General features: G+C 48.2%; 5 protein-coding genes. 2 read left to right on the top strand and 3 right to left on the bottom strand.

The window, feature by feature from the left end; all coding sequences use genetic code 11:
* Positions 1 to 19: 19 nt before the first annotated feature.
* From R7P69_RS03270 to R7P69_RS03260, 3 genes are all read right to left on the bottom strand, one after another.
* Positions 20 to 2,020 carry a methyl-accepting chemotaxis protein gene (locus tag R7P69_RS03270; RefSeq protein ID WP_238952549.1) on the bottom strand — a complete coding sequence of 667 codons (2,001 nt, stop codon included), beginning with the start codon at positions 2,018 to 2,020 and terminating at the stop codon, positions 20 to 22.
* Between the two features lie 121 nt (positions 2,021 to 2,141).
* Positions 2,142 to 2,495 carry a hypothetical protein gene (locus R7P69_RS03265; protein WP_005453713.1) on the bottom strand — a complete coding sequence of 118 codons (354 nt, stop codon included), beginning with the start codon at positions 2,493 to 2,495 and terminating at the stop codon, positions 2,142 to 2,144.
* Between the two features lie 448 nt (positions 2,496 to 2,943).
* The gene (locus R7P69_RS03260) at positions 2,944 to 20,472 is read right to left on the bottom strand and encodes a tandem-95 repeat protein (RefSeq protein WP_318121342.1); all 17,529 of its coding nucleotides are present in this window, start codon (positions 20,470 to 20,472) and stop codon (positions 2,944 to 2,946) included.
* 182 nt (positions 20,473 to 20,654) lie between these two features.
* Here R7P69_RS03260 and R7P69_RS03255 point away from each other — a divergent pair, with 182 nt between their 5' ends.
* The gene (locus R7P69_RS03255; RefSeq protein ID WP_031777210.1) at positions 20,655 to 21,023 is read left to right on the top strand and encodes a hypothetical protein; all 369 of its coding nucleotides are present in this window, start codon (positions 20,655 to 20,657) and stop codon (positions 21,021 to 21,023) included.
* A gap of 9 nt (positions 21,024 to 21,032) precedes the next feature.
* Entirely contained in the window at positions 21,033 to 22,382 is a 1,350-nt protein-coding gene (locus R7P69_RS03250; protein ID WP_033906830.1) for an HlyD family type I secretion periplasmic adaptor subunit, read from the top strand.
* The last annotated feature ends 3 nt before the right edge of the window (positions 22,383 to 22,385 follow it).

Genomic DNA, 22,385 nt, shown 5'->3' with positions numbered 1-22,385 from the left:
GAACAGACCTAAACCTTATCTACGCCGTTTTGAAAGTTGCCATCTGTTGATTCAGTTCGGTAACTTGCTCTTTTACTTGCAATGATGTCTCTGATGCGCGTTGGCTGTTATTCGAAACCTCATCCACTGATTGAGTAATACCGGACATCAATCCAGTGATCGAATTGGTCGCATGAGATTGCTGCTCTGCCGCTGCCGCAAGCTCTGCCATTTGTTCATTCAAGGAACCTATTTGCTCGGTCGTGACGAGCAAACGAGTTACCGCTTTTTCAATGTGCTCAGCGCCCTGCTCCGCAAGTGATTGACTGTGTTCAATCTCCTCTACCACCGAATTGGTCGAGCGTTGAATCGCATTGATGATACCGTTGATTTCTGTCGTCGATTGAGTAGTGCGAGTCGCTAACATACGTACTTCATCCGCCACAACCGCAAAGCCTCGTCCTTGGTCACCCGCACGCGCTGCTTCTATCGCGGCATTCAATGCCAGTAAGTTAGTTTGTTCTGCTAAGCCTTCAATCACCTCTGTAACTCGGCCAATGGCTTCGCTCTCTTTGCTTAACTGCGTCACCTGCGTACTCGCGGTTTCAATGCTGCCGTGCAAACTTTCCATAGTGACTTTGTTTTGCTCTAAAGCATCACGACCTTGTTCAATCTCGCCTTTTGAATCAGAAAGCTTCTGCACTGATTGGTTGGCTTGATCTAGGGTGTTACGCGCGGCTAAAGCGATTTCATCCAATTGGCTTCCCATTTCAACAATGCTGGTCTGTTGCTGTTCAACATTCGATGAAGTGACTTGCGCCGATTCCAACAAAGCTCCCATGCTGGTATCCACTTGGTGCGCTTTTTCACTCACCCCTGCCACGATGCTCGCTAACGATTGGTTCATGCGGTTAATCGAATCGGTAAGGTCTGCCAATTCATCTTTCCCAACAACAGTTAATGGAGGCTGAGAAACATCTCCTGAAGCGATCGTCTTGGCTCGCTCCGATAAGTTTTTCACTCGGCGACCAATGGTATTGCCCATGTATTTTGAAATCGCTACTGCGGCAAACAAAACTAATGCCGCTGCAATCAACATAGTGGTCAGTACGTTCTTGATCGACTGATTAATACCCTGTCCGCTTTGATCAGCACGACTTTGCTGAGACAATACGATCGTCTCTAAGCTTTGGTCTAGTGCATCCGCTGTTGGCAACAGTTCATTCGCCATTAACAAGTTTGATTCATTCCACTCTGGCGATTGACGCAATGCAATTACCTGCTCTGCTAAAGGAAAGTACAGTTGCTGCATTTCCTTAAACAGTGACCACAATGATTGGTCGTTATCAGTCAGTCTGTCGAGTTTACTGTCGATTTCCGCCACGGACTGATTGTGGTACTTAATCAAGTCGTGGTATTTGTCCAAATGCTCTTGCTGCCCGTACAACAGGAAATCTCGCAAGGCGGACAGAGCATTGGCGAGCGAGGTATAGCTGTCGGCGTAGACTTTAAACAGACGTTTTCTGTCTCCACCAAATGGGTTTCCTGACTCTTCGTTGATTAAGCTTTGAAGCTGATCAAGTGCCACTTCTGCAATGGGTGCCGCTTCGTTAATAAAGAGGTTGTGCGCGGGTAAGTTCTCATCACTGTGGCTAAGTTCAATCAGCTTGTTCAAAGAGACTTTTACCGCATCCCACTGACTTTGAATCGCTTGAAAATCCTGTTCAGAGATCAAAGCCTGCAACGTTGGAAGCGACTCGTCTGTAGATGCCATGATATTGCGAACGTCCTCACTCAAACGTGCGCTCGCCTCTTCATCGCCACCTAGCAACATGTAGGCTCGAATAGAAGACAGCGACGCTTGAACGGACTGTTGGATACCGCGACTGGTGTCGACGGTCGGTAAATCGGATTTAAGTAACGAAGAGGCGTATTGCTCTACGGTGGTGACGTTGCGATACGTAAATACCGCTGATGCCATAAAAAGTACGGCTAGCAGCACAAAACTGAGCTGCAACTTCCCTGATATCGTAAGGTTCATCCATAAACTCCTGACAACGATGAGCCTTAAATATAACGATGTTTATAAAAATGTTAAATACAAGTATCAAAAGTTACTAAGAAAACCATGTAAACCACTATTTTAAGCCGATAAATGGGACTTATTCGAAGTATGGTATGCGCTCACTACGTAAAATCAGATAATTAACGTAAGTCGTTTCTAAGCAGTCTTGCTCCCACAATGAAAGAATCCGCTTGGTGGCAAAGTAGTAATCTTTATTACGCAGTAGCACGCCCACCGTGCGGCTGAGCTGCTCAAAGCGCTGTTGCTCATTAGCAGAGATGTAATTGTCTTCATTCTGAATGATGGGCGCCAATCCATCGGCAAACCAATTGTTCAGAATTTCACGCATCTCAAGTTCTGACTCCGGCACATCCATACACGACAACTCACGATGCAGTGGCGGCGGTACTATGTACTTTGACGCTTTTGGCGAACTGACATAACGGTACATGTCGCTCCTCCTTGTAAATGACTCTTATACCCAAGTGACTTCAAGATGCAGGATTCAGAGCGTTGTCATTGATTCGGGGTCAAGGAAAACAACGCAGCGTAATAGTCAGCTCTTTCCAAGTTGTTTGACACAGCCATTGATTCAATAAAGAAGCGAGTCAATGACACGCTCCCGAAGGGCGAGCTGTCTTGGTTTGTATACTTTGTTGTCGATTCTTGATTTAGACCCACTAGACCTTTAAATCGCCGCCGCGTCTACAAACCAAGCCATTCTCGCTGAACCTAACATCTCGAGGTTACTTGGGTATAAACTAGCTAAGAATACTTTTTTCAATTTCCAAGTTTTTTTCTACAGCTCATAGAAAGAAGCCCAACAAAAAAGCCATGCAAAGTAGGCTCTGCATGGCTTTGGTTCGGGCAGCAATGACACTGCCCTTGTCTAGGACTGGTTACATTGAGCTTTGATCGAAATCGTTGCCTTGGTCAGTACCCGTTTGAGTATCCGAGTCGAAGCTGCCAGAGTCATCCGTGAAGTCAACACCTTGATCTTGACCTCCCGCACTTGTCCAGTCGCTGCCGCCAGATTCCATACCCGCCATGTCTGGTTGCTGATCTTGAGCAGAACCTTGCATGGTGTATTGATCATCGACTTCAACTTCAACTTTGCCACTCGCACCTTCTACTGCGCTGCCCAATTCATCGTAACCTTGGAATTGGATTTCGCTCGTACCTTCGTAACCTTCTGGTAGGTCAACCGATACTGGTTGGTTCAGGTTGCCACTTAATGTGAAGCTGCCATCGCCATTATCCAGTGCGTTGCTTACTGATGCACCATCAGGTAGACCGGACATTTCTGCATAATCCACCGATTCGTTACCACTGACCTCATCTGGAACCGAGATAGAAATGGTATCGCCTGGTGCTGCAGTCACATCAGCTGTGCTCTCGTCTTCACTGTCTGCACCGTTTGCTGCTTGTTCTTCAGGCTGTTGCGCTTCGCCAACTTGCTGCTCTGCTGATGCTTGAGCAGTTTGGATTTGTGGCTCGTCGCTTTGCGCTGAATCGTCCGCAACTTGGATGCTCAGATTCTGGGTCGATACTTCACCGTTGTCGTTGACCTGAACATCCATAGCCAAATTGCCATCGAAGTCATCGTTCGGCCAGTATGTCCACTCTTCATCACCTGATTTCGCAAAGAAACCAGCATCGTTTGCATCGGCGACATCCAACACTTCTGCAGAAGGGCTAATGCCAAGCTCATCAATCAACTGCGCTTCCGTTAGTGTTAGTGAACCATCATCAGCCAGTGCGTAGCCTTCGCTGGTTGTGGTTTCACCTTCACCTTGGATGTCGACATTGAAGAAGCTCTCAATGCGGTTTTCACCGTCAGTTGCAATGAAGCCAACTTGAACATCTCCGGTGTAGCCTTCTGCTGGTGTGAATTGGTAGTTACCTTGGTTATCGGTCTCTATCACACCTTGACCTTCCATTAGGCTCACTGACTCAATGCTCAAGCTGTCGCCTTCTGCATCGCTCAAGGTCGATAGCATGTCATCATTGGTGAACGACAAGGTGCCATCCGCTGCCATTTCTGTGGTAGAAATGCTGTCGATTTCTGGAGAAGCATTCTCTTGTGGTGCGTCTTCTTTCACGACCACGCCTGTTTGCTCATCATGAAGCACACCGTCTTTATCAATCACGTAAGCGATATCCGCTTCACCCGTAAAGCCTGGTGCTGGATTGAATGTCCATGTGCCATCACCGTTATCGACAATCTCACCTTGGCTGCGATCAGCTAGGTGAACGAATTTCACTTCATCACCCGCGTCAGCATCTACGTTCTCTGCCAATCCGATTAGGTCATCAGCGGTTAGGATAACTGGTTCACCCGCTAGGGTTTCGAAGTCACCTGAATCGATGCCATCTTCGAACTCTTCTGGCTCGTCACCATAATCCACCGTTGTTGCGGTCACGGTTACGAAGAACTCGCCATTAAAGTCAGCCGGAGGCGTCATTTGCAGGTCTGAAATATCCCACTCGTTCAAGTCGATGTATTGACCCGGTTCCGTAATGGTAATGGTGTTCACACCATCCGTAACTTCGAAGCCAACAGGGAAACCAGTCATCACTAGGTTACTTAGCGTTTCTGAATCGTCGATTAGACCGACATTCAAGCCTAGGTGACCTGTTTCGTCCTCACCGAAGACTAACGGACCATCATGGTCGGTTGTGATGACCGCACCATCCGCAACAGGGCGAACAAACACTGGTACATCAAGTACTGTTTCAAACTCACCGTCACTTACCACAACTTGCAAGTCAGAAACCCCTGCAAAATCGCCAGTCGGTGTGAATGTCCAAGTACCGTCACCGTTGTCCGTTACCTCACCACCATCTTCACCTTCTGCGGTGATAATGCGTGATACGACTAGGTTTTCAGTGTCGATATCGCCGAACAAGTTCATCAGGTCGCCAGCGTCGAAGGTGAATGCGCCATCCTCGTCGGTTGCCATAAAGGCATTACCCACATTGAATGGAGCATCGTTGACTGGAATAACATCCACATTCAACGAGCCTTCAACCACTTCTTCACCATCCGTCGCGGTGTAGCCCAGTTCCACCAAACCATTGAAGTCTTGAGTGGTTACCAAGTGGTACATTCCATCTGGCTGCTGAGTTAATGTCGCGTTTGCAGGCGCACGAACCGTGATGCTTTCTACGCTGATTTCGTCACCATCAAGATCCGTAACTTGATCAGCGATGTAAGCTGGGTCAATCACCATGACCACATCTTCTTCGCCTTGCATCTGGATGGTTGGCGCTTCTGGTGCATCGTTAACCGCTTCGATGTTTAGATTGCCTTCAACCGGCGTCACTAAATCACCATCGCTGACACCAAACGACATTGGCACATCACCATTGAAGTTCTCAGCCGGAGTGAATGACCAAGTACCATCACCGTTGTCTAGCAAGTCACCGTATTGCTCATCAATCACTAGGTCGACAGCAGACAGTTCGTCGTAGGTGTTATCGATGTCTGTCGCGTTAGCAAGCAACATGTCCTGCGTGATAAGAATGGTGGTATCTTCGGTGCCAGCAATATTCACTGGCGTTGATTGCGGCGCATCGTTAATTGGGTTCACCGTTAGGTCAACGCCCACTTCCACGCTTGCACCATCGTTATCAATCAAGTCGAAACTTAGGTCTATATCGCCATTGAAGTTCGCATCAGGCGTAATCGTAAAGCTACCATCTTGGTTCTCAACAACGGTTGCATTGGCTACCGCGGTTAAGTTCACTGCTTCTAGATTATCGCTGTCGACGTCACCCGCTTGAGCCAGTAACTGCTCTTGACTCAATGTGATTGAACCGTCTTCATCGACGCTGTAAGCCAAGTCGCCAGATACCGGAGCATCGTTGACTGGCAATACATCAATGTTCGCGTTGGTTGTCGCAGTTGCGCCGTCTTCATCAGCGACTACTACGTCTAGGCTTACGCCACCGTTGAAGTTTTCATTTGGTGCGAAGCTATAAGTACCATCATCATTCGCAGTTAGAATGCCGTCGCTACCACTGTAAGAGACGCTTTCTAGGCTCACGTCGCCTTCCACATCGCTTGATTGCGCTAGCAGTTGCTCTTCCGTGAAGGTAATGACTTCGTCTTCATTGACAGAGTAACTTGTCGCACCTGCGATTGGTGGATCGTTCACCTCAAGTACTGTGATACCCGCAGTGGTTGAGTCTGTCGCACCCTCTTCATCGACAACTACAACGTCTAGGCTGACCTCACCATTGAAGTTCTCGTTTGGAGAGAAGGTGTACGTACCATCGCCATTGTCTTGGAAGACGCCATCGTTGCCACTGTAAGTCACACTACTGATGTCTACGTCGCCTTCAATATCCAACGAATTAGCCAGTAGTTGCTCGTCACTGATGGTGATCGAGTTGTCTTCATGTACGGTGTAAGACGTGCTGCCTGCCACCGGCGGATCGTTCTCTGGCGTCACACTCACATCAATGTTGGCAGAGGTCGTATCCGTACCGTCTGACACATCGAACGTAAAGTGCACGTCGCCATTGAAGTTCTCGTTCGGTGTGAAGCTGTATGAGCCATCACCATTGTCGGTTAGGACACCATCGGCACCAGTGTAAGTCACGCCTTCAACTGTTAGGTTGTCACCTTCTACATCCGTCGCGCCTGTTAACAAGTCTGCGTCTGTGAAGGTAAGAAGACCGTCCTCACCCACTGTGAACGCTTGATCTTGTGGCTCTGGCGCATCATTGACTGGTGTTACTGTTAAGTCGAGACCAGCCGCGACCACTTCTTCCCCGTCAGTCACGTCGTAGGTGAACTCGATGTCACCGTAGAAGTTCTCGCTCGGAGTAATGGTGAAGCTGCCATCCTCGTTCATTTCAACCGTTGCATTTTCATCATTGGCGCTCAGGTTGATTGCACTTAGGTCGTCGCCATCGATATCAACAGCGTGCTCCAGTAACTGCTCTTGAGTTAGCGTAATGCTATTGTCTTCGGCAGTGACTGCGCTGATATCACCCGTCACTTCTGGTGCATCATTGGTTGGCGAGATATGAATCGTCACATCTTGCGTTGCTGTTGCCGTGGTTCCGGTATCCACATCTGTAGAGGTTGCATTCACGGTTAGCGTCACATCGCCATTGAAGTCCGCAGAAGGAATAAACTCTAGCCCTTCTAGCTCGCCTGGTTGTAGTGACCAAGTGCCGTCGCCATTATCAACACCTGCTGATAGTGCGCTGCCTTCTGGCACGTCTTCAATCAAGATAGCGAGGTTTTCTGAACCATCGGTATCGGTTAACGCTGCATCGATATCAAGCGGCACTGGTGTATCTTCGGTACCAATGATCTGGTAATCCGCGTCCGCTACCGTGATTTCGATGTTGTCGATACCAAACGATTCATCCCAAACGTCTTGATTCAAGGTTGAACCGAAGCCGAGTTGCAGTTCGCCATCCTCGACAGGAACCGTCAGGTTGATTTGGTGAGCTTGGTCATTCCAACCACTGAAGCCTTCACGTTGAGAGGCTCCGTGGATCACTTCACCCACTTCGTTACCGTCAGAATCGTATAGCGTTGTCGTACCATCTTGAGTACGGAACGCTGAGTTTTCCAAGGTGGTTAGCTGTTCACCACCCACAAAGATTTGGAACGACTCGCCATCCCATGAATCGATTTCGTAGAAGCTAAACGATATATTCACTTCATTAACATCACTTGGAATATCGTAGGTTTTGCTGACCGCTTCATCACCGCCAGTACCACCAATACGACCCAACATGTCGCCTGTTTCGAAACCTTGTGAACTTTCAGTATTCGCGTTCCAACCGTTCGAGCCAGACTCGAAATTATCAGAGGCAATCACCAAGTCTGAAGCAATCGAAAGCTCTGGCATATCAACCACAGATTGAACATCAATGTTCGCTTCTGCTGGCACGGTTGCAGTGCCATCGTTGACATCAAACGTTACGTTCACGTTGCCATCGAAGTTTTCGTTTGGCGCGAAGGTGTACGTGCCGTCACCGTTATCGACTAAAGTACCGCTGTCAGAAGCAACGTTTTCAACCGTTAGGTTATCACCATCGATATCACCTGCATTTTGCAGCAGTTGCTCTTCGGTGAAGGTGAAGCTGGTGTCTTCTTGCGTAACAAACTGTGGCTGACCAACCGTTGGCAAGTCATTCACTGGGTTCACAGTCAGATCGGCAGTGGCTTGAATGGTTGCATCACCGTCCGTAATGTCGAAGCTCAAGTCAATGTCGCCATTGAAGTCCGCATCTGGTGTGATAGTGAAGCTACCATCGTCATTCGCAACAACGGTCGCATTACCGTCAACAGTCAGGTTGGATGCGGTTAGATCATCACCATCCACATCGCCCGCTTGTGCAAGAAGCTGCTCTTGACTGAGAGTGATAGAACCATCTTCATCCACGCTGTAAGCCAAATCACCTGATACCGGTGCATCATTGATTGGCAATACATCGATGCTTGCATTGGTTGCTACCGTTGCACCATCTTCATCAGTCACAACCACATCAAGGCTGACATCACCGTTGAAGTTTTCGTTTGGTGCGAAGCTGAATGTGCCATCGCCGTTGTCAGTAAAGATACCGTCGGAGCCGCTGTAGCTGACGCTATCAATCGCGACGTCACCTTCAACGTCAGAAGCATTCGCCAATAGCTGCTCAGAGCTGATGGTGATGACTTCGTCTTCGTTGACTGAGTAGCTAGTTGCACCGGCAATTGGTGGATCATTCACCTCAAGTACTGTAATACCTGCGGTGGTTGAATCCGTCGCACCGTCTTCGTCTACCACAACAACATCTAGGCTGACTTCACCATTGAAGTTCTCGTTTGGCGAGAAGGTGTATGTACCATCACCATTGTCTTGGAACACGCCATCTGCGCCGCTGTAGCTCACGCTGTCGATTGCTACTTCGCCTTCGACGTCAGATGAGTTAGCCAATAACTGCTCGTTACTGATGGTGATCGAATTGTCTTCATGCACCGTGTAAGACGTGCTGCCTGCAACCGGAGGATCGTTCTCTGGCGTTACGCTTACGTCGATATTCGCCGTCACGGTATCCGTGCCATCGGAAACATCGAAGGTAAAGTTCACGTCGCCATTGAAGTTTTCGTTTGGCGCGAAGCTGTAAGTGCCGTCACCGTTGTCGGTTAGGACACCATCTGCGCCAGTGTAAGACACACCTTCAACCGATAGGTCATCGCCATCGATATCCGTTGCGCCATCAAGCAGATCTTCATCAGTGAACAACAAGACGCCATCTTCACCAATGGTAAACGCTTGATCTTCTGGCTGTGGTAGGTCGTTAACTGGATTAACCGTTAGGTCAGCCGTTGCAACAATAGTGTCGCTGCCATCGTTGATGTCGAACGTGATATCAATATCACCATTGAAGTTCGCATCTGGCGTAATGGTAAAGCTACCATCATCGTTTGCCGTAACCGTTGCATCACCGTCAACAACTAGGTTAGATGCGGTTAGCGCGTCGCCTTCTACATCCGATGCTTGGGCAAGAAGCTGCTCTTGGCTTAGCGTAATTGAATTGTCTTCATCGACACTGTAAGCCAAGTTGCCCGATACTGGCGCATCGTTGATTGGCAAGACATCGATGTTTGCGTTAGTTGCCGCAGTTGCACCGTCTTCATCAACAACCACAACATCTAGGCTCACATCGCCATCAAAGTTGGCGTTTGGTGCGAAGCTGAATGTGCCGTCACCGTTGTCAGTAAAGATACCGTCGGAACCGCTGTAGCTGACGCTATCAATCGCAACTTCACCTTCAACGTCAGAAGCGTTCGCCAATAACTGCTCAGAGCTAATGGTGATGACTTCGTCTTCGTTCACTGAGTAGCTGGTCGCACCTGCGATTGGTGGATCGTTCACCTCAAGTACTGTAATACCTGCGGTAGTTGAATCCGTCGCACCGTCTTCATCGACCACGACAACATCTAGGCTCACTTCGCCATTGAAGTTCTCGTTTGGCGAGAAGGAGTACGTACCGTCACCATTGTCTTGGAACACACCATCTGTGCCGCTGTAGCTAACGCTATCAATCGATACATCACCTTCAATATCCGATGAGTTCGCTAGTAGCTGTTCATCACTGATGGTGATCGAGTTGTCTTCATGCACTGTGTAAGACGTGCTGCCTGCCACCGGTGGATCGTTCTCAGGCGTGACTGTCACATCGATATTCGCGGTCACAGTATCCGTGCCATCAGAAACATCGAAGGTGAAGTTCACGTCGCCATTGAAGTTTTCGTTTGGAGCGAAGCTGTATGTGCCATCGCCATTGTCAGTTAGGACACCGTCCGCACCTGTGTAAGTGACGCCCTCAACAGATAAGTCATCGCCATCAATGTCCGTTGCACCATCAAGCAGGTCTTGATCAGTGAAGGTCAACAAGCCATCTTCACCAATGGTGAACGCTTGATCTTCTGGCTGCGGCAAGTCATTAACTGGGTTAACCGTTAGGTCCGCCGTTGCAACAATAGTATCGCTGCCGTCGTTGATATCGAACGTGATATCAATGTCGCCATTGAAGTTCGCATCTGGCGTGATAGTGAAGCTACCATCGTCGTTTGCCGTAACCGTTGCATCGCCATCAACCACTAGATTAGATGCGGTTAGTGCGTCACCTTCTACATCCGTTGCTTGAGCAAGAAGCTGCTCTTGACTCAACGTGATTGAGTTGTCTTCGTCGACGCTGTACGCCAAGTTACCCGATACTGGTGCATCATTGATTGGTAAGACATCGACTGTGATGTAAGTATCGACCTCTGCGCCATCTTCATCGCGAATGGTCACATCCAACTGTACTTGGCCGTTGAAGTTTTCATTCGGTGCAAAGCTACAAGTGCCATCGCCGTTTACTGAGAAGATACCATCTGGACCGTCGTAGCTGATGCCTACTAGCTCAACATCCCCTTCAACATCCGAAGCATTCAGTAGCACTTGCGATTCACTGAAGGTTAGAACTTGGTCTTCATCGATAGTGTATGCGGTAGGACCTGCGATTGGTGGGTCATTTACCTCAATCACAGTAATGCCAGCAGTAGTAGAGTCCGTTGCACCCTCTTCATCGACTACGACAACATCTAGGCTCACCTCGCCGCTGAAGTTCTCGTTTGGTGAGAAAGTGTAAGTACCATCACCGTTGATTTCCAGCACACCATCGTTACCGCTGTAGCTCACGCTATCAATCAACACATCGCCTTCAATATCCGATGAGTTCGCTAATAGCTGCTCGTCACTGATGGTAATCGAATTGTCTTCATGAACGGTGTAAGCCGTACTGCCTGCCACCGGTGGATCGTTCTCTGGCGTCACTGTTACATCGATATTTGCCGTCACGGTATCCGTGCCATCGGAAACATCGAAAGTGAAGTTCACGTCGCCATTGAAGTTCTCGTTTGGTGCGAAGCTATATGTGCCATCACCATTGTCAGTAAGAACACCGTCCGTGCCTGTGTAAGTGACGCCCTCAACAGAGAGGTCATCCCCTTCAATGTCGGTAGCGCCTGTTAGCAGATCCGCATCAGTAAAGGTCAGCACACCATCTTCACCAACAGTGAACGCTTGATCTTGTGGTTCAGGCGCATCGTTAACTGGTGACACCAATAACTCAAGGTTGGTAGAGACAACATCATCGCCATCAGACACATCGAACGTAAAGGTGATATCACCATTAAAGTCCGCATCTGGCGTTAAGGTGTAAGTACCGTCGCCATTGTCTGTGATGGTGATGTTTTCATCATCCGTTGCCAGATTCAGTGCTGTCAGCTGGTCTCCATCCAAGTCACGCGCATTAGCAAGCAAATCTTCTTGCGTAATTAGGATTGAACCATCTTCTTCAACCATCGCTGAAACAGGCAATGCTTCAGGTGCATGTTCAATATGTGCACCTGTTGCATTGACGTAGATGGTTTGAGAAACGGTTTCAGAATCATTATTTGATAGCTCTGTTGCCGTTGCCGTTACGTTGATTTCTAGCTGTTGGTTAAAGTCTTCTGGCAATTGAATCTGTAGCTCTTGTTCAATTGCTGTGGTTGGAAGCGTTACAGAACCATCTGGACCGACTGTTACTTCACCACTGTAGATCTGGCTGTTCACTTCACCTACATCAATGGTGAAGTTGAAGTCACTATAATCGGCATCGCCGCCACCGTAGAGATCTTCAAAGCCGTAAACCAGTTCACCGTCTTCGTTCACAGTAGTTCGAGTATGTTCAATGCCATCTTGGTTGAGCTCTGAGCTTGTGCCGCCATGGAAGACTGCATCACCAAATTGGCTTTGAATCACGGTTTCAGAACCATCAGCACCCACAAACACGAGTTGTGGGTCGACCGTATCCATGTTCGCAGGAGAGCCATCTGCCGCACGGAACTCATACTGACCATCTTGCATGGACGCAAAGTCATTGAAGTTATGACCGTTAGGAATCAAGAATAGGTTGAAGCTTTCCCCTTCCGAGATTTGGAAGCTGAACTGATCTTGTCCCGGAATGAGGTCACCGCCGCCGCCAACTTGAGAGGCGTTTTCGTACACCACTTCAACGCCCGTGATGTTGCCATCTTCATCGACTTTGTAGTAACCCGCTGTGTTTTGGTAACCCGCGGTTTCACCTTCAAACGTAACCGTGATTTCAGTATCGTTGAAACTGGTGATACCGTTGTCTTGATCGTTAAGTACCCCTTCGTTGTCGTAGCTGATCACCGAACCTTCAGGAACACCATCAACGGTCACCGTCAGCGTTTCTGACAAGTCTTGGTCAACCAATGCTGCGGCGATGTTCACTTCAACAATACCGCCTGGCTCAACCAAGATTGCTTGATCATCCACGTTTCGACCGTCGCCATCAGTGATGACTAGGTCTGGCGCATCTGCCACGGCTTCGATATGGACATTAATGTCTTGCTCAACTTCATCCGTACCGTCAGAAACCGTAAAGCTGAACTGCAAGTCACCACTGAAGTGCTCTTCTGGTACGAAGCTAAATGTACCGTCACCGTTGTCCGTTACAGTACCTTCATCACCCGAGTAGTTAATGCTGGTAACAGTGAGGTCATCACCATCAATATCAATCGCGCCACTTAGAAGATCTTCTTGCGTGAACAGGATGCTACCATCCTCTTCAATGTGGTACATGCCAGGCGCAACAATTGGAATGTCATTGACTGGGTTCACCGTCAATGTCATTTCATTGGCAACACTCAATTCACCGTCGCTCACTTCATAAGTAAACTCGATGTCTCCGTTGAAGTGCTGTGAAGGCGTAACGGTAAAGGTGCCGTCGCCGTTGTCCACGATAGAGGCATTCGGATCATTGGTTTCTAGTGCCGTTGCGTATAGGTCATCACCATCTTGATCGCTGGCGTTTTCAAGCAGCATTTCTTGTGTCACGAGGATAGAGCCATCCTCGTCCACGTCTGCCACGATTGGCGCTGCTTCTGGTGCATCGTTGACGAACTCAACTTTCAAGTCGATGTTTGCCGCCACCACATCGGTGCCATCGCTCACATCAAACGTGAGGTCAACATTACCAAAGAAGCCTTGCTCTGGCGTTAACGTGTAAGTGCCATCGCCATTGTCTGTTACTTGAACCGTATCGCTTAAGCTCGTCACGTTCACAACAGATAAGTCATCGCCTTCGATGTCCGTTGCTTGAGCCAGCAGCTCTGCTTCAGTAATCGTGATAGCTTCGCCGTCTTCTGTGGTGAAGGACAAATCAGGCACATCTGGCAGATCGTTCACTGGGTTAACGGTGAGGTTTAGATCCGCAGCGACGGTTTCAATCGCGTCAGTTACGTCATAAGTAAATTCGATTTCACCAAAGAAGTTTTCGCTCGGTGTAATCGTGAAGCTACCATCAGCGTTCTCAACGATGGTTGCATTAGGATCGTTGGTCGACAGGTTCACCGCTTCAAGGTTGTCACCATCCACGTCCGTCGCGTTCGCTAACAAGTCTTCTTGAGTGATGGTAATTGAGCCATCTTCATCAACAACCGCATCAACTGGACCGCTGACCTCTGGACCTTCGTTGACGATCTCAACGTCGATCTTCGCTGTGCTTGGTGCACTTGCTTGACCGTCGCTGATGTCGAAGGTCAGGTTCACTTCACCGTAGAAGTTCGAAGTTGGTTCGAAGGTAAAGGTGTTGTCGCCGTTATCTGTCAACGTACCTTGTGACTGGTCGACAAGCAGTAGATTCTCGATATGCAGAATGTCGCCATCCACATCGGTCGCACCTGATAACAGGTCTTTTGCTTCGATGATGATGGTGCCGTTTTCTAGCATTTGAGTATGCAGCGGCGCACCAGGAACTGGCACATCGTTGACTGGAATAACGGTCAGATCTAGATGGGTATCGACTTCATCGGTGCCATCGAAGACTTTGTAATCGATGTCGACTTCACCATTGAAGTTTTCATTCGGCATAAAGGTGTAAGTGCCGTCGCCATTGTCGACGAGCTCACCGTTATCACCGCTGTAAGAGATATCAGAGATAGACAGTGCATCGCCTTCCACATCACTTGTATTCGCAAGCAGATCGTCCGCGCTAAACGTAATGCCCACATCCTCATCTGTCGACAACACAATCGGACCAGAAACAATTGGCGCATCATTTACTGCTTCGAAGTTGATGTTGATGATGTTGTCGTCGGTGAGTTCACCATCCGTAACTTGGTAACCAAGCTCAATCTCACCATAGAAGTTCTCATCCGGTGTGACTGTCCATGTACCATCGCCGTTGTCGGTTAACGTAGCGTGCTCCGCGTTATCCCCCACCAGCTCTAGGTTTTGAATATCAAGAACGTCACTATCGATATCACTCGCTTGTGCGAGAAGCTGCTCTTCAGTGATAACCACAGAGGCAAACTGCGTAGAACCTTCGGTATCGATGGTCACATTTGGCAGATCAGCCGTCAGTTCGATTTCACTGTCACCTTCACGGATATTCAGTTCTACCGTTTCCGTGATTTCCGTGCCGTCCACGCCAATAGATGTGAACACCGCTTCATCATGACAAGTTTGCGAAACCGTCATGTTTTGAACCACGTAAGTACCGTTACCTTGAATCGTTCCTAACTCAAAGTAAGACACTGGCTCGTTCACCGTTAGGGTGTAATCCGTCTCATAGCTACCACGATCTTCTTTGTGGTAAGTCATCGAGTCGATCAAGTCACCATCAGAGTTAAACGCGCGAATTTCGACTTCGGTAAAGTGGCGAGACTCCTCCATAAACCAGCCGCCTAGACCATCTAGGTGGAAGCTGATTTCGTTGATGTCTTGACCTTCAACAGTCACAGTCAGTTTTTCATCACCGCTCAAGCCTTGGCGGTCAGTATCACCAATACCGTGACCGATGTGTGTTTTACCATTCCACGCACCGAGTGGGTCATCATTACTTTGAACGGTAACTTTCAAATCACCATCAACAAACTCACGTGTGTAAGGGTCAACAGCAGTACCCCAATCATCAAGGCTGGCGTTGTCATCAAAAGTACCAATTTGACTCGTATGCGTACCGTTCGCCAATGCATCATCATTTGGAATAAAGCGCACTTCCGTATCTGCAGGCACCTCCTGCCCGACTTCTAGCTGTACCCATTCGTCATTTAGATTCGCTTCAATGATGCCGTTTTCAGGGGCTTGGTCGAGACGTAACGCAGGCTCTTCACGCAGAGAAACACCCACTGTTTGGTCTTCTTCTGCTTGAATAAAGATCTCGTCGCCCGCTTCTGGCGCATCGTTGACAGGATTAACGGTCAGATCCAACGTGGTCAGAACATCATTTTCGCCATCGCTGATGTTGTAAGTGAAGTCCAACTCACCATTGAAGTTTTCCGTATGCGTAATGGTGAATGAACCATCATCGTTGGCTACGATCGTCGCATCCGGGTCATTGGTTTGTAGATTGCTGGCAACAAGGTCATCTCCTTCAATATCTGTCGCATTCGCAAGCAACTGTTCTTGCGTGATGGTAATGGCGTTATCTTCATCCACCTCAGCTTGAATGCCTGACGTTTCTGGTGCATCGTTCACCGCGATAACATCGATGCCTGCGGTTGTTGTATCCGTTGCACCATCTTGGTCGATGACCGTAACGTCGAGCGAAATGTTACCGTCAAAGTTCTCATTTGGCGTAAAGGTATATGTGCCGTCGCCATTGTCCACGAAGCTACCGTCGTTACCAGAGTAGCTAACATTCGCCAAGGCTACATCGCCTTCCACATCAGAAGAGTTGGCTAACAACTGCTCGTCACTAATGGTGATTTGACCATCTTCTTGAACCGTGTAAGACGTAGAACCTGCCACCGGAGGATCGTTCACTGGAGTCACACTGACATCAATGAATGCTGGTGTTGAACCTGTGCCGTCAGACACATCGAATGTGAACTGAACATCACCGTTGAAGTTCTCATTCGGCGCGAAGCTGTAAGTGCCATCGCCATTATCGGTAAGCACACCATCCGCACCTGTGTAGAGTACGTTTTCGATAGACAGATCATCGCCATCAATATCCGATGCGCCTTCCAATAGGTCTGCATCCGTGAACAGCAAGGTGCCATCTTCTTCTACCGTGAACTGTTGATCTTGCGCTTGTGGCAAGTCATTCACAGGATTAACCGTAATATCCAGACCAACTTGTACCGAGCCACCATCGTTATCAATGATATCGAAGGTCAGATCTAGGTCGCCGTTGTAGTTTTCATCCGGTGTGATGGTGTAACTGCCATCATCGTTGTATTGAATTGTCGCGTTGTCATCTGTCGATAGATTGATGGCTTCAAGGTTCTCGCTATCAATATCGCCCGCTTTGGCAAGCAACTGCTCTTGGCTTAGCGTAATTGAGCTGTCTTCGTTGATGGTGTAAGCCAAATCACCCGATACTGGTGGATCGTTGATTGGCAATACGTCGACATTGATGTGCGTATCAACGGTCGCCCCATTTTCATCTTGAATGGTCACATCCAACTGAACTTGACCATTGAAGTTCTCGTTTGGTGCAAAGCTGCAAGTACCATCACCATTGACGGTAAAGATACCATCCGAGCCTTCATAGCTGATGCCAACAAGCTCTACATCGCCCTCGATATCAGATGCGTTGGCAAGAATTTGTGACTCACTGAATGTCAGTACTGAATCTTCATCAACCGTGTAAGACGTTGGACCGGCAACTGGAGGGTCATTCACTTCAATGACCGTAATGCCTGCGGTTGTTTCGTCAATCGCACCTTGCTCATCCGCCACAATCACATCAAGGCTGATATCACCGCTGAAGTTCTCATTCGGCATGAAGGTATAAGTGCCGTCACCGTTGTCTTGGAATACGCCATCGGTGCCTGAATAGGTCACGCTATCGATGGACACTGCGCCTTCCACATCCGAAGAGTTAGCCAGAAGCTGCTCGTCGGAAATGGTAATCGCATTATCTTCATCAACCGTGTAAGACGTAGAACCCGCAACCGGAGGATCGTTCACTGGAGTGACGCTCACGTCCACATTTGCTGGTACGGTCTCAGTGCCGTCAGAAACACCAAAGCTAAAGCTGACGTCGCCGTTGAAGTTTTCATTTGGTGCAAAGGTGTAAGTACCATCACCGTGGTCAGTCAACACACCATCGCTGCCTGTGTAGCTAATGCCATCAACCGTTAAGTTGTCGCCATCGATATCGGTCGCGCCAGCAAGCAAGTCTGCATCGGTAAACTGAAGCGAGCCATCTTCTTCAACACTGAACTGCTGGTCTTGAGGAACAGGAAGATCGTTAACTGGATTAACCGTTAGATCCGCCGTTGCTTGGATAGTGTCTGTGCCATCTGTAATGTTGAATTGGATATCAATGTCACCATTAAAGTCCGCATCTGGCGTAATCGTGAAGCTGCCATCGTCGTTCGCTGTGACGGTTGCGTTTCCATCTACAGTCAAATCGCTAGCAGTCAGACCATCTCCCTCAATATCAGACGCTTGAGAAAGAAGCTGTTCTTGGCTGAGTGTAATCGCACCGTCTTCATCAACACTGTAAGCCAAATCACCCGATACTGGCGCATCATTGATTGGCAATACATTCACATTAATGACGGTATCAACTTCTGCTCCATCTTCATCTCGAATGGTCACATCAAGTTGAACTTGCCCGTTAAAGTTCTCGTTTGGCGCGAAGCTGCACGTGCCATCATCGTTAACGGTGAAAATGCCATCCGGACCATCGTAACTAATGCCAACAAGCTCTACATCGCCTTCCACATCAGAGGCATTCAGCAGCACTTGCGATTCACTGAAGGTCAGAACTGAATCTTCATCAATGGTGTAAGAAGTTGGTCCTGCGACTGGTGGATCGTTCACTTCCAGCACCGTAATGCCAGCAGTGGTGGCATCCGTTGCGCCTTCTTCATCAGCGACGACAACATCAAGCGTAACTTCACCATTAAAGTTTTCATTTGGAGAGAAGGTGTACGTGCCGTCACCATTGATTTGCAACACACCATCGCTGCCAGAGTAGCTCACGCTATCAATCGAGACATCCCCTTCTAAATCCGAAGAGTTTGCCAACAGCTGTGCGTCAGAAATGGTAATAGAGTTGTCTTCGTGAACCGTGTAAGACGTTGAACCAGCCACCGGAGGATCATTCACCGGCGTGACGCTCACATCTACATTCGCTGAAACTGTATCTGTGCCATCAGATACATCAAAGCTGAAGTTCACATCGCCATTGAAGTTTTCATTTGGCGCAAAAGTGTAAGTCCCATTACCGTTATCGGTCAGGATGCCGTCGCCACCATCGTAACTTACACCTTCAACTGTGAGGTTTTCGCCTTCAATATCCGTTGCGCCAGTAAGCAGGTCTGCGTCCGTAAAGATCAGCGTGCCATCTTCTTCCACGCTGAACTGCTGGTCTTGAGGAACCGGCAAATCGTTTATTGGGTTAACGGTTAGATCAGCGGTTGCTTGAACGGTGTTCGTGCCATCGGAAATATCGAAGCTGATGTCGATATCACCGTTGAAATCTGCGTCCGGCGTGATAGTGAAGCTACCATCGTCGTTTTGAGTCACCGTCGCGTTGCCATCTACCGAAAGATTAGATGCCGTCAGTGCATCGCCTTCCACATCGGAAGCTTGCGACAACAACTGCTCTTGGCTCAAACGAATCGAGCCATCTTCATCCACCGAGTATGCAAGATTGCCAGATACTGGCGCATCATCGACAGGTGTGACGCTTACATCAATGTTGGCAGAAACCGTATCCGTGCCGTCGGACACATCAAAGCTGAAGTTCACATCGCCATTGAAGTTTTCATTTGGCGCGAAAGTGTAAGTCCCATTACCGTTATCGGTCAGGATGCCGTCGCCACCATCGTAACTTACACCTTCAACTGTGAGGTTATCGCCTTCAATATCCGTTGCGCCAGCAAGCAGGTCAGCATCGGTGAAGATCAGCGTACCATCCTCTTCAATCTCAAAGGTTTTATCTTCAGGCACTGGTGCGTCATTGATTGGACGAACAGTTAAATCAATCGAGCTAGAAATGGTTTCTTGACCATCACTGATATCAAACGTTAAGTCGAGTTCACCATTAAAATCTGTATCAGGTGTGACGGTATAAGTGCCATCACCATTATCCACAACGGATGCATTAGCACCCACTTGCACGTTGAATGCGGCAAGATCATCGCCATCAACATCACTCGCGTACCCGAGAAGTTGTTCTTGAGTGAAGGTAATAGTGCCATCTTCATCCATGATGTACGCCAGATCTTGCCCTACTTCTGGCGCGTCATTTTCACCTTCGACTTTAATTTGGAACGTTTCGCTCGTAGTTTCGGAGTCGAAATCGTCTTCTACTTGCGTCGTGGTTTCTTCGCTGGTGTCTTGTACATCCACCGCGAAGCTCTCTTCAGTGGTTTCTGAATCTAGCTCGTCACCACCTTGAGAACCTTCAGAGTCTGAAGAAGCACTTGGCGCAGATGAAGTTTGTACCGCTTGTCCTTGCGCTTCACTGCCTTCTGCGTCCGAACCACCTTCAGAGCCAGAGGCATCACCACCACCGACCGCTTGGGCACCCGCCCCAGAATCCGAACCACCGCTGCCCAGAGCCTCGTCACCTGATTCTCCGCTAGAAGCTACACTATCAACAACATTGGATTGTGCAGCGTCAGAGTCGCTGCTACTTTCAGTATCCTCTTCTTGAACTGCGCCACCCGAGCTCACTGCTTCTTCTTCCGTACCCGCGCCACTAGGATTTTCTTCCATCGCACGATTGGCTTCATCAACAGCATCTGCACTTTCAGCACCGGTCGCTACAGTCGAAGAGACGGTCGACTGCTGTTTTTCTTCTTTTGTCCCCGTATCCTTCGTTTCTGTTTGCTCTACCGCATCGTTAAGCTTTTCATTGTCTTTTTCTTGATTAGTGTCGCCTGCCATTACAGCCTCCGTTGCTTTTAGCTAACTGATCGTATTTAGAGGCAGTAAAGGACACCATTTTTAGAAACCAACTTTTTTATACAACTTTTTTCATACCTTTCGAGTTCCATAAAAACAAAAAAATTTGAAAACCCAGTATAAAGATCCTTACTTGTTGTCATTAAAGCAATTAGTGCGGTGGGATAATGATAAATATGACAAATCTGTTGCGCTCAGTCGACAACAGCCATAAAGGGCTGCAATTGCTATTAGGCGATTTTTACCAAGATTTCAGTGACGCAGGGATTGATATTGAGATGCTGCATAAACAAAACCGTTTTGAAGCACTCAGATGTTATTCAAAAAGACTAAAGACCATTCTCGTCTTGTTATGTGATGACGACTTACCACCAAAATTGGCAAAGCTTGAACACTTAAACAAACACCATTTCCCTGCTCCTAATGAATTGATCGAGGACGTTAAAACCGAGCTTAACAACGTAAACAAACAAATTAGCCAGCTGTTAAAAATCGAAAATTCAATCGATAGCCGCACAGGTAGTGAATCGTAGGGGTGGCTCATGAGTAATAAGCAAATAGAACATCACCTCAAAAAGGCACTCGTTTCGAACAACGAAGCTTCGAAGGTAACAGCAGACGATACAATCGTGCTAGCCAGTGCAATGACCAGCGTACACAAAACCTTGCTGGTTATCTTTTTGCTTTCCATGGTGGCTATCGCCGTGGCATCTCAGGCTCGTATCGACATTGTGGTGTCGGTGCGCGGTGAGCTATTGCTCGAATCTGACATCGAAAAAGTGCAACACCTTGAAGGCGGTATTCTAGAAGAAATGCTAGTGCGCAAAGGCGAAGTGGTTTATGAAGGTCAACCTATTGCACGCCTTCGCTCTCTGGATAGAAACACTCAACTTGATACGGTAAACACAGAGATCATTCAGCTTGAGCTAGACAAGATTCGTTACGAAAGCCTGCGCGATATGGTGGAACCCGATTTTTCTGCCTACATCGAAAAGTACCCAGAATTAGTGCAAGTCAACATGAATACCTGGCAGCAAGAATTTTCTAAAAACCGTTCCAATGAAGAGTTGATCACTCACGATATCCAACATAAGAATTCGCTTATTGATTCAATGCTCAAGCGCCGTAAAAGCTCCGAGAACCAGCTCTCCTTAATACGCAAGCAGCTCAATATTAAGAACACCTTGTACAAAGAGGAAATGGCGTCTTACGTCGATGTTCTGAATATGCAGGTTCAAGAGTCAAACATGGTGCGTGAGATTGAAAACCTTGATGAGTCGGTCATGAATGAGCGCTTCCAACTCGACAAACTAGAGAAGCAGTACCGAGACTTGGTGGAGAATCGTAATGCCGAGTATCAAGCACAAATCATTCAAGCAAACAAGGACTTAAAGTTGAAACGTATATTACGTCCTCAACACTCAGATAAAGTGGATCGCCTCGTGGTTTACGCCCCTATTGACGGTGTAGTAGATAAAGTGCACTTCAATTTCCGCTCCGCTGTGATACCGCCAGGTGAAAGCATCGCGGACATTGCACCGATCAATAACGCCCTTCACGGAGAGGCGAAGATCCCGCGTAAAGACATGGGTTTTGTAGAAATCGGACAAGCGGTCAAAGTGAAGATGGATACCTACAACTTTGCCAAATACGGATTTTTGGAAGGTCGAATTGCATCGATCAGCCGTTCTTCTTATGAAGAAGAAGACGCTGAATTCTATCTCGCGGAAATCCAAATCAGTCAAAACTATCTAGAGCGCGGAGGCACACAATACAAGCTGTCCCCTTATATGGAGTTTACCGCAGACGTGAAAACAGGTTCACGCCGGGTGATCGAATACGCAGCGAAGCCGGTTATGTCGGCTATCGAAGACGCATTCGATGAGAGGTGATGG

Source organism: Vibrio sp. 661 (assembly GCF_033339315.1).
Lineage (GTDB): Bacteria > Pseudomonadota > Gammaproteobacteria > Enterobacterales > Vibrionaceae > Vibrio > Vibrio alginolyticus.
The sequence above is the reverse complement of the archived record's forward strand: the minus strand, read 5'-3'. Positions and strand labels throughout refer to the sequence as shown.

Excerpts from the sequence above, each read along its gene's own strand:
- R7P69_RS03250 (WP_033906830.1), top strand. The coding sequence starts at position 21,033 with ATGAGTAATAAGCAAATAGAACATCACCTCAAAAAGGCACTCGTTTCG.
- R7P69_RS03260 (WP_318121342.1), bottom strand. The coding sequence starts at position 20,472 with ATGGCAGGCGACACTAATCAAGAAAAAGACAATGAAAAGCTTAACGAT.
- R7P69_RS03265 (WP_005453713.1), bottom strand. The coding sequence starts at position 2,495 with ATGTACCGTTATGTCAGTTCGCCAAAAGCGTCAAAGTACATAGTACCG.
- R7P69_RS03270 (WP_238952549.1), bottom strand. The coding sequence starts at position 2,020 with ATGAACCTTACGATATCAGGGAAGTTGCAGCTCAGTTTTGTGCTGCTA.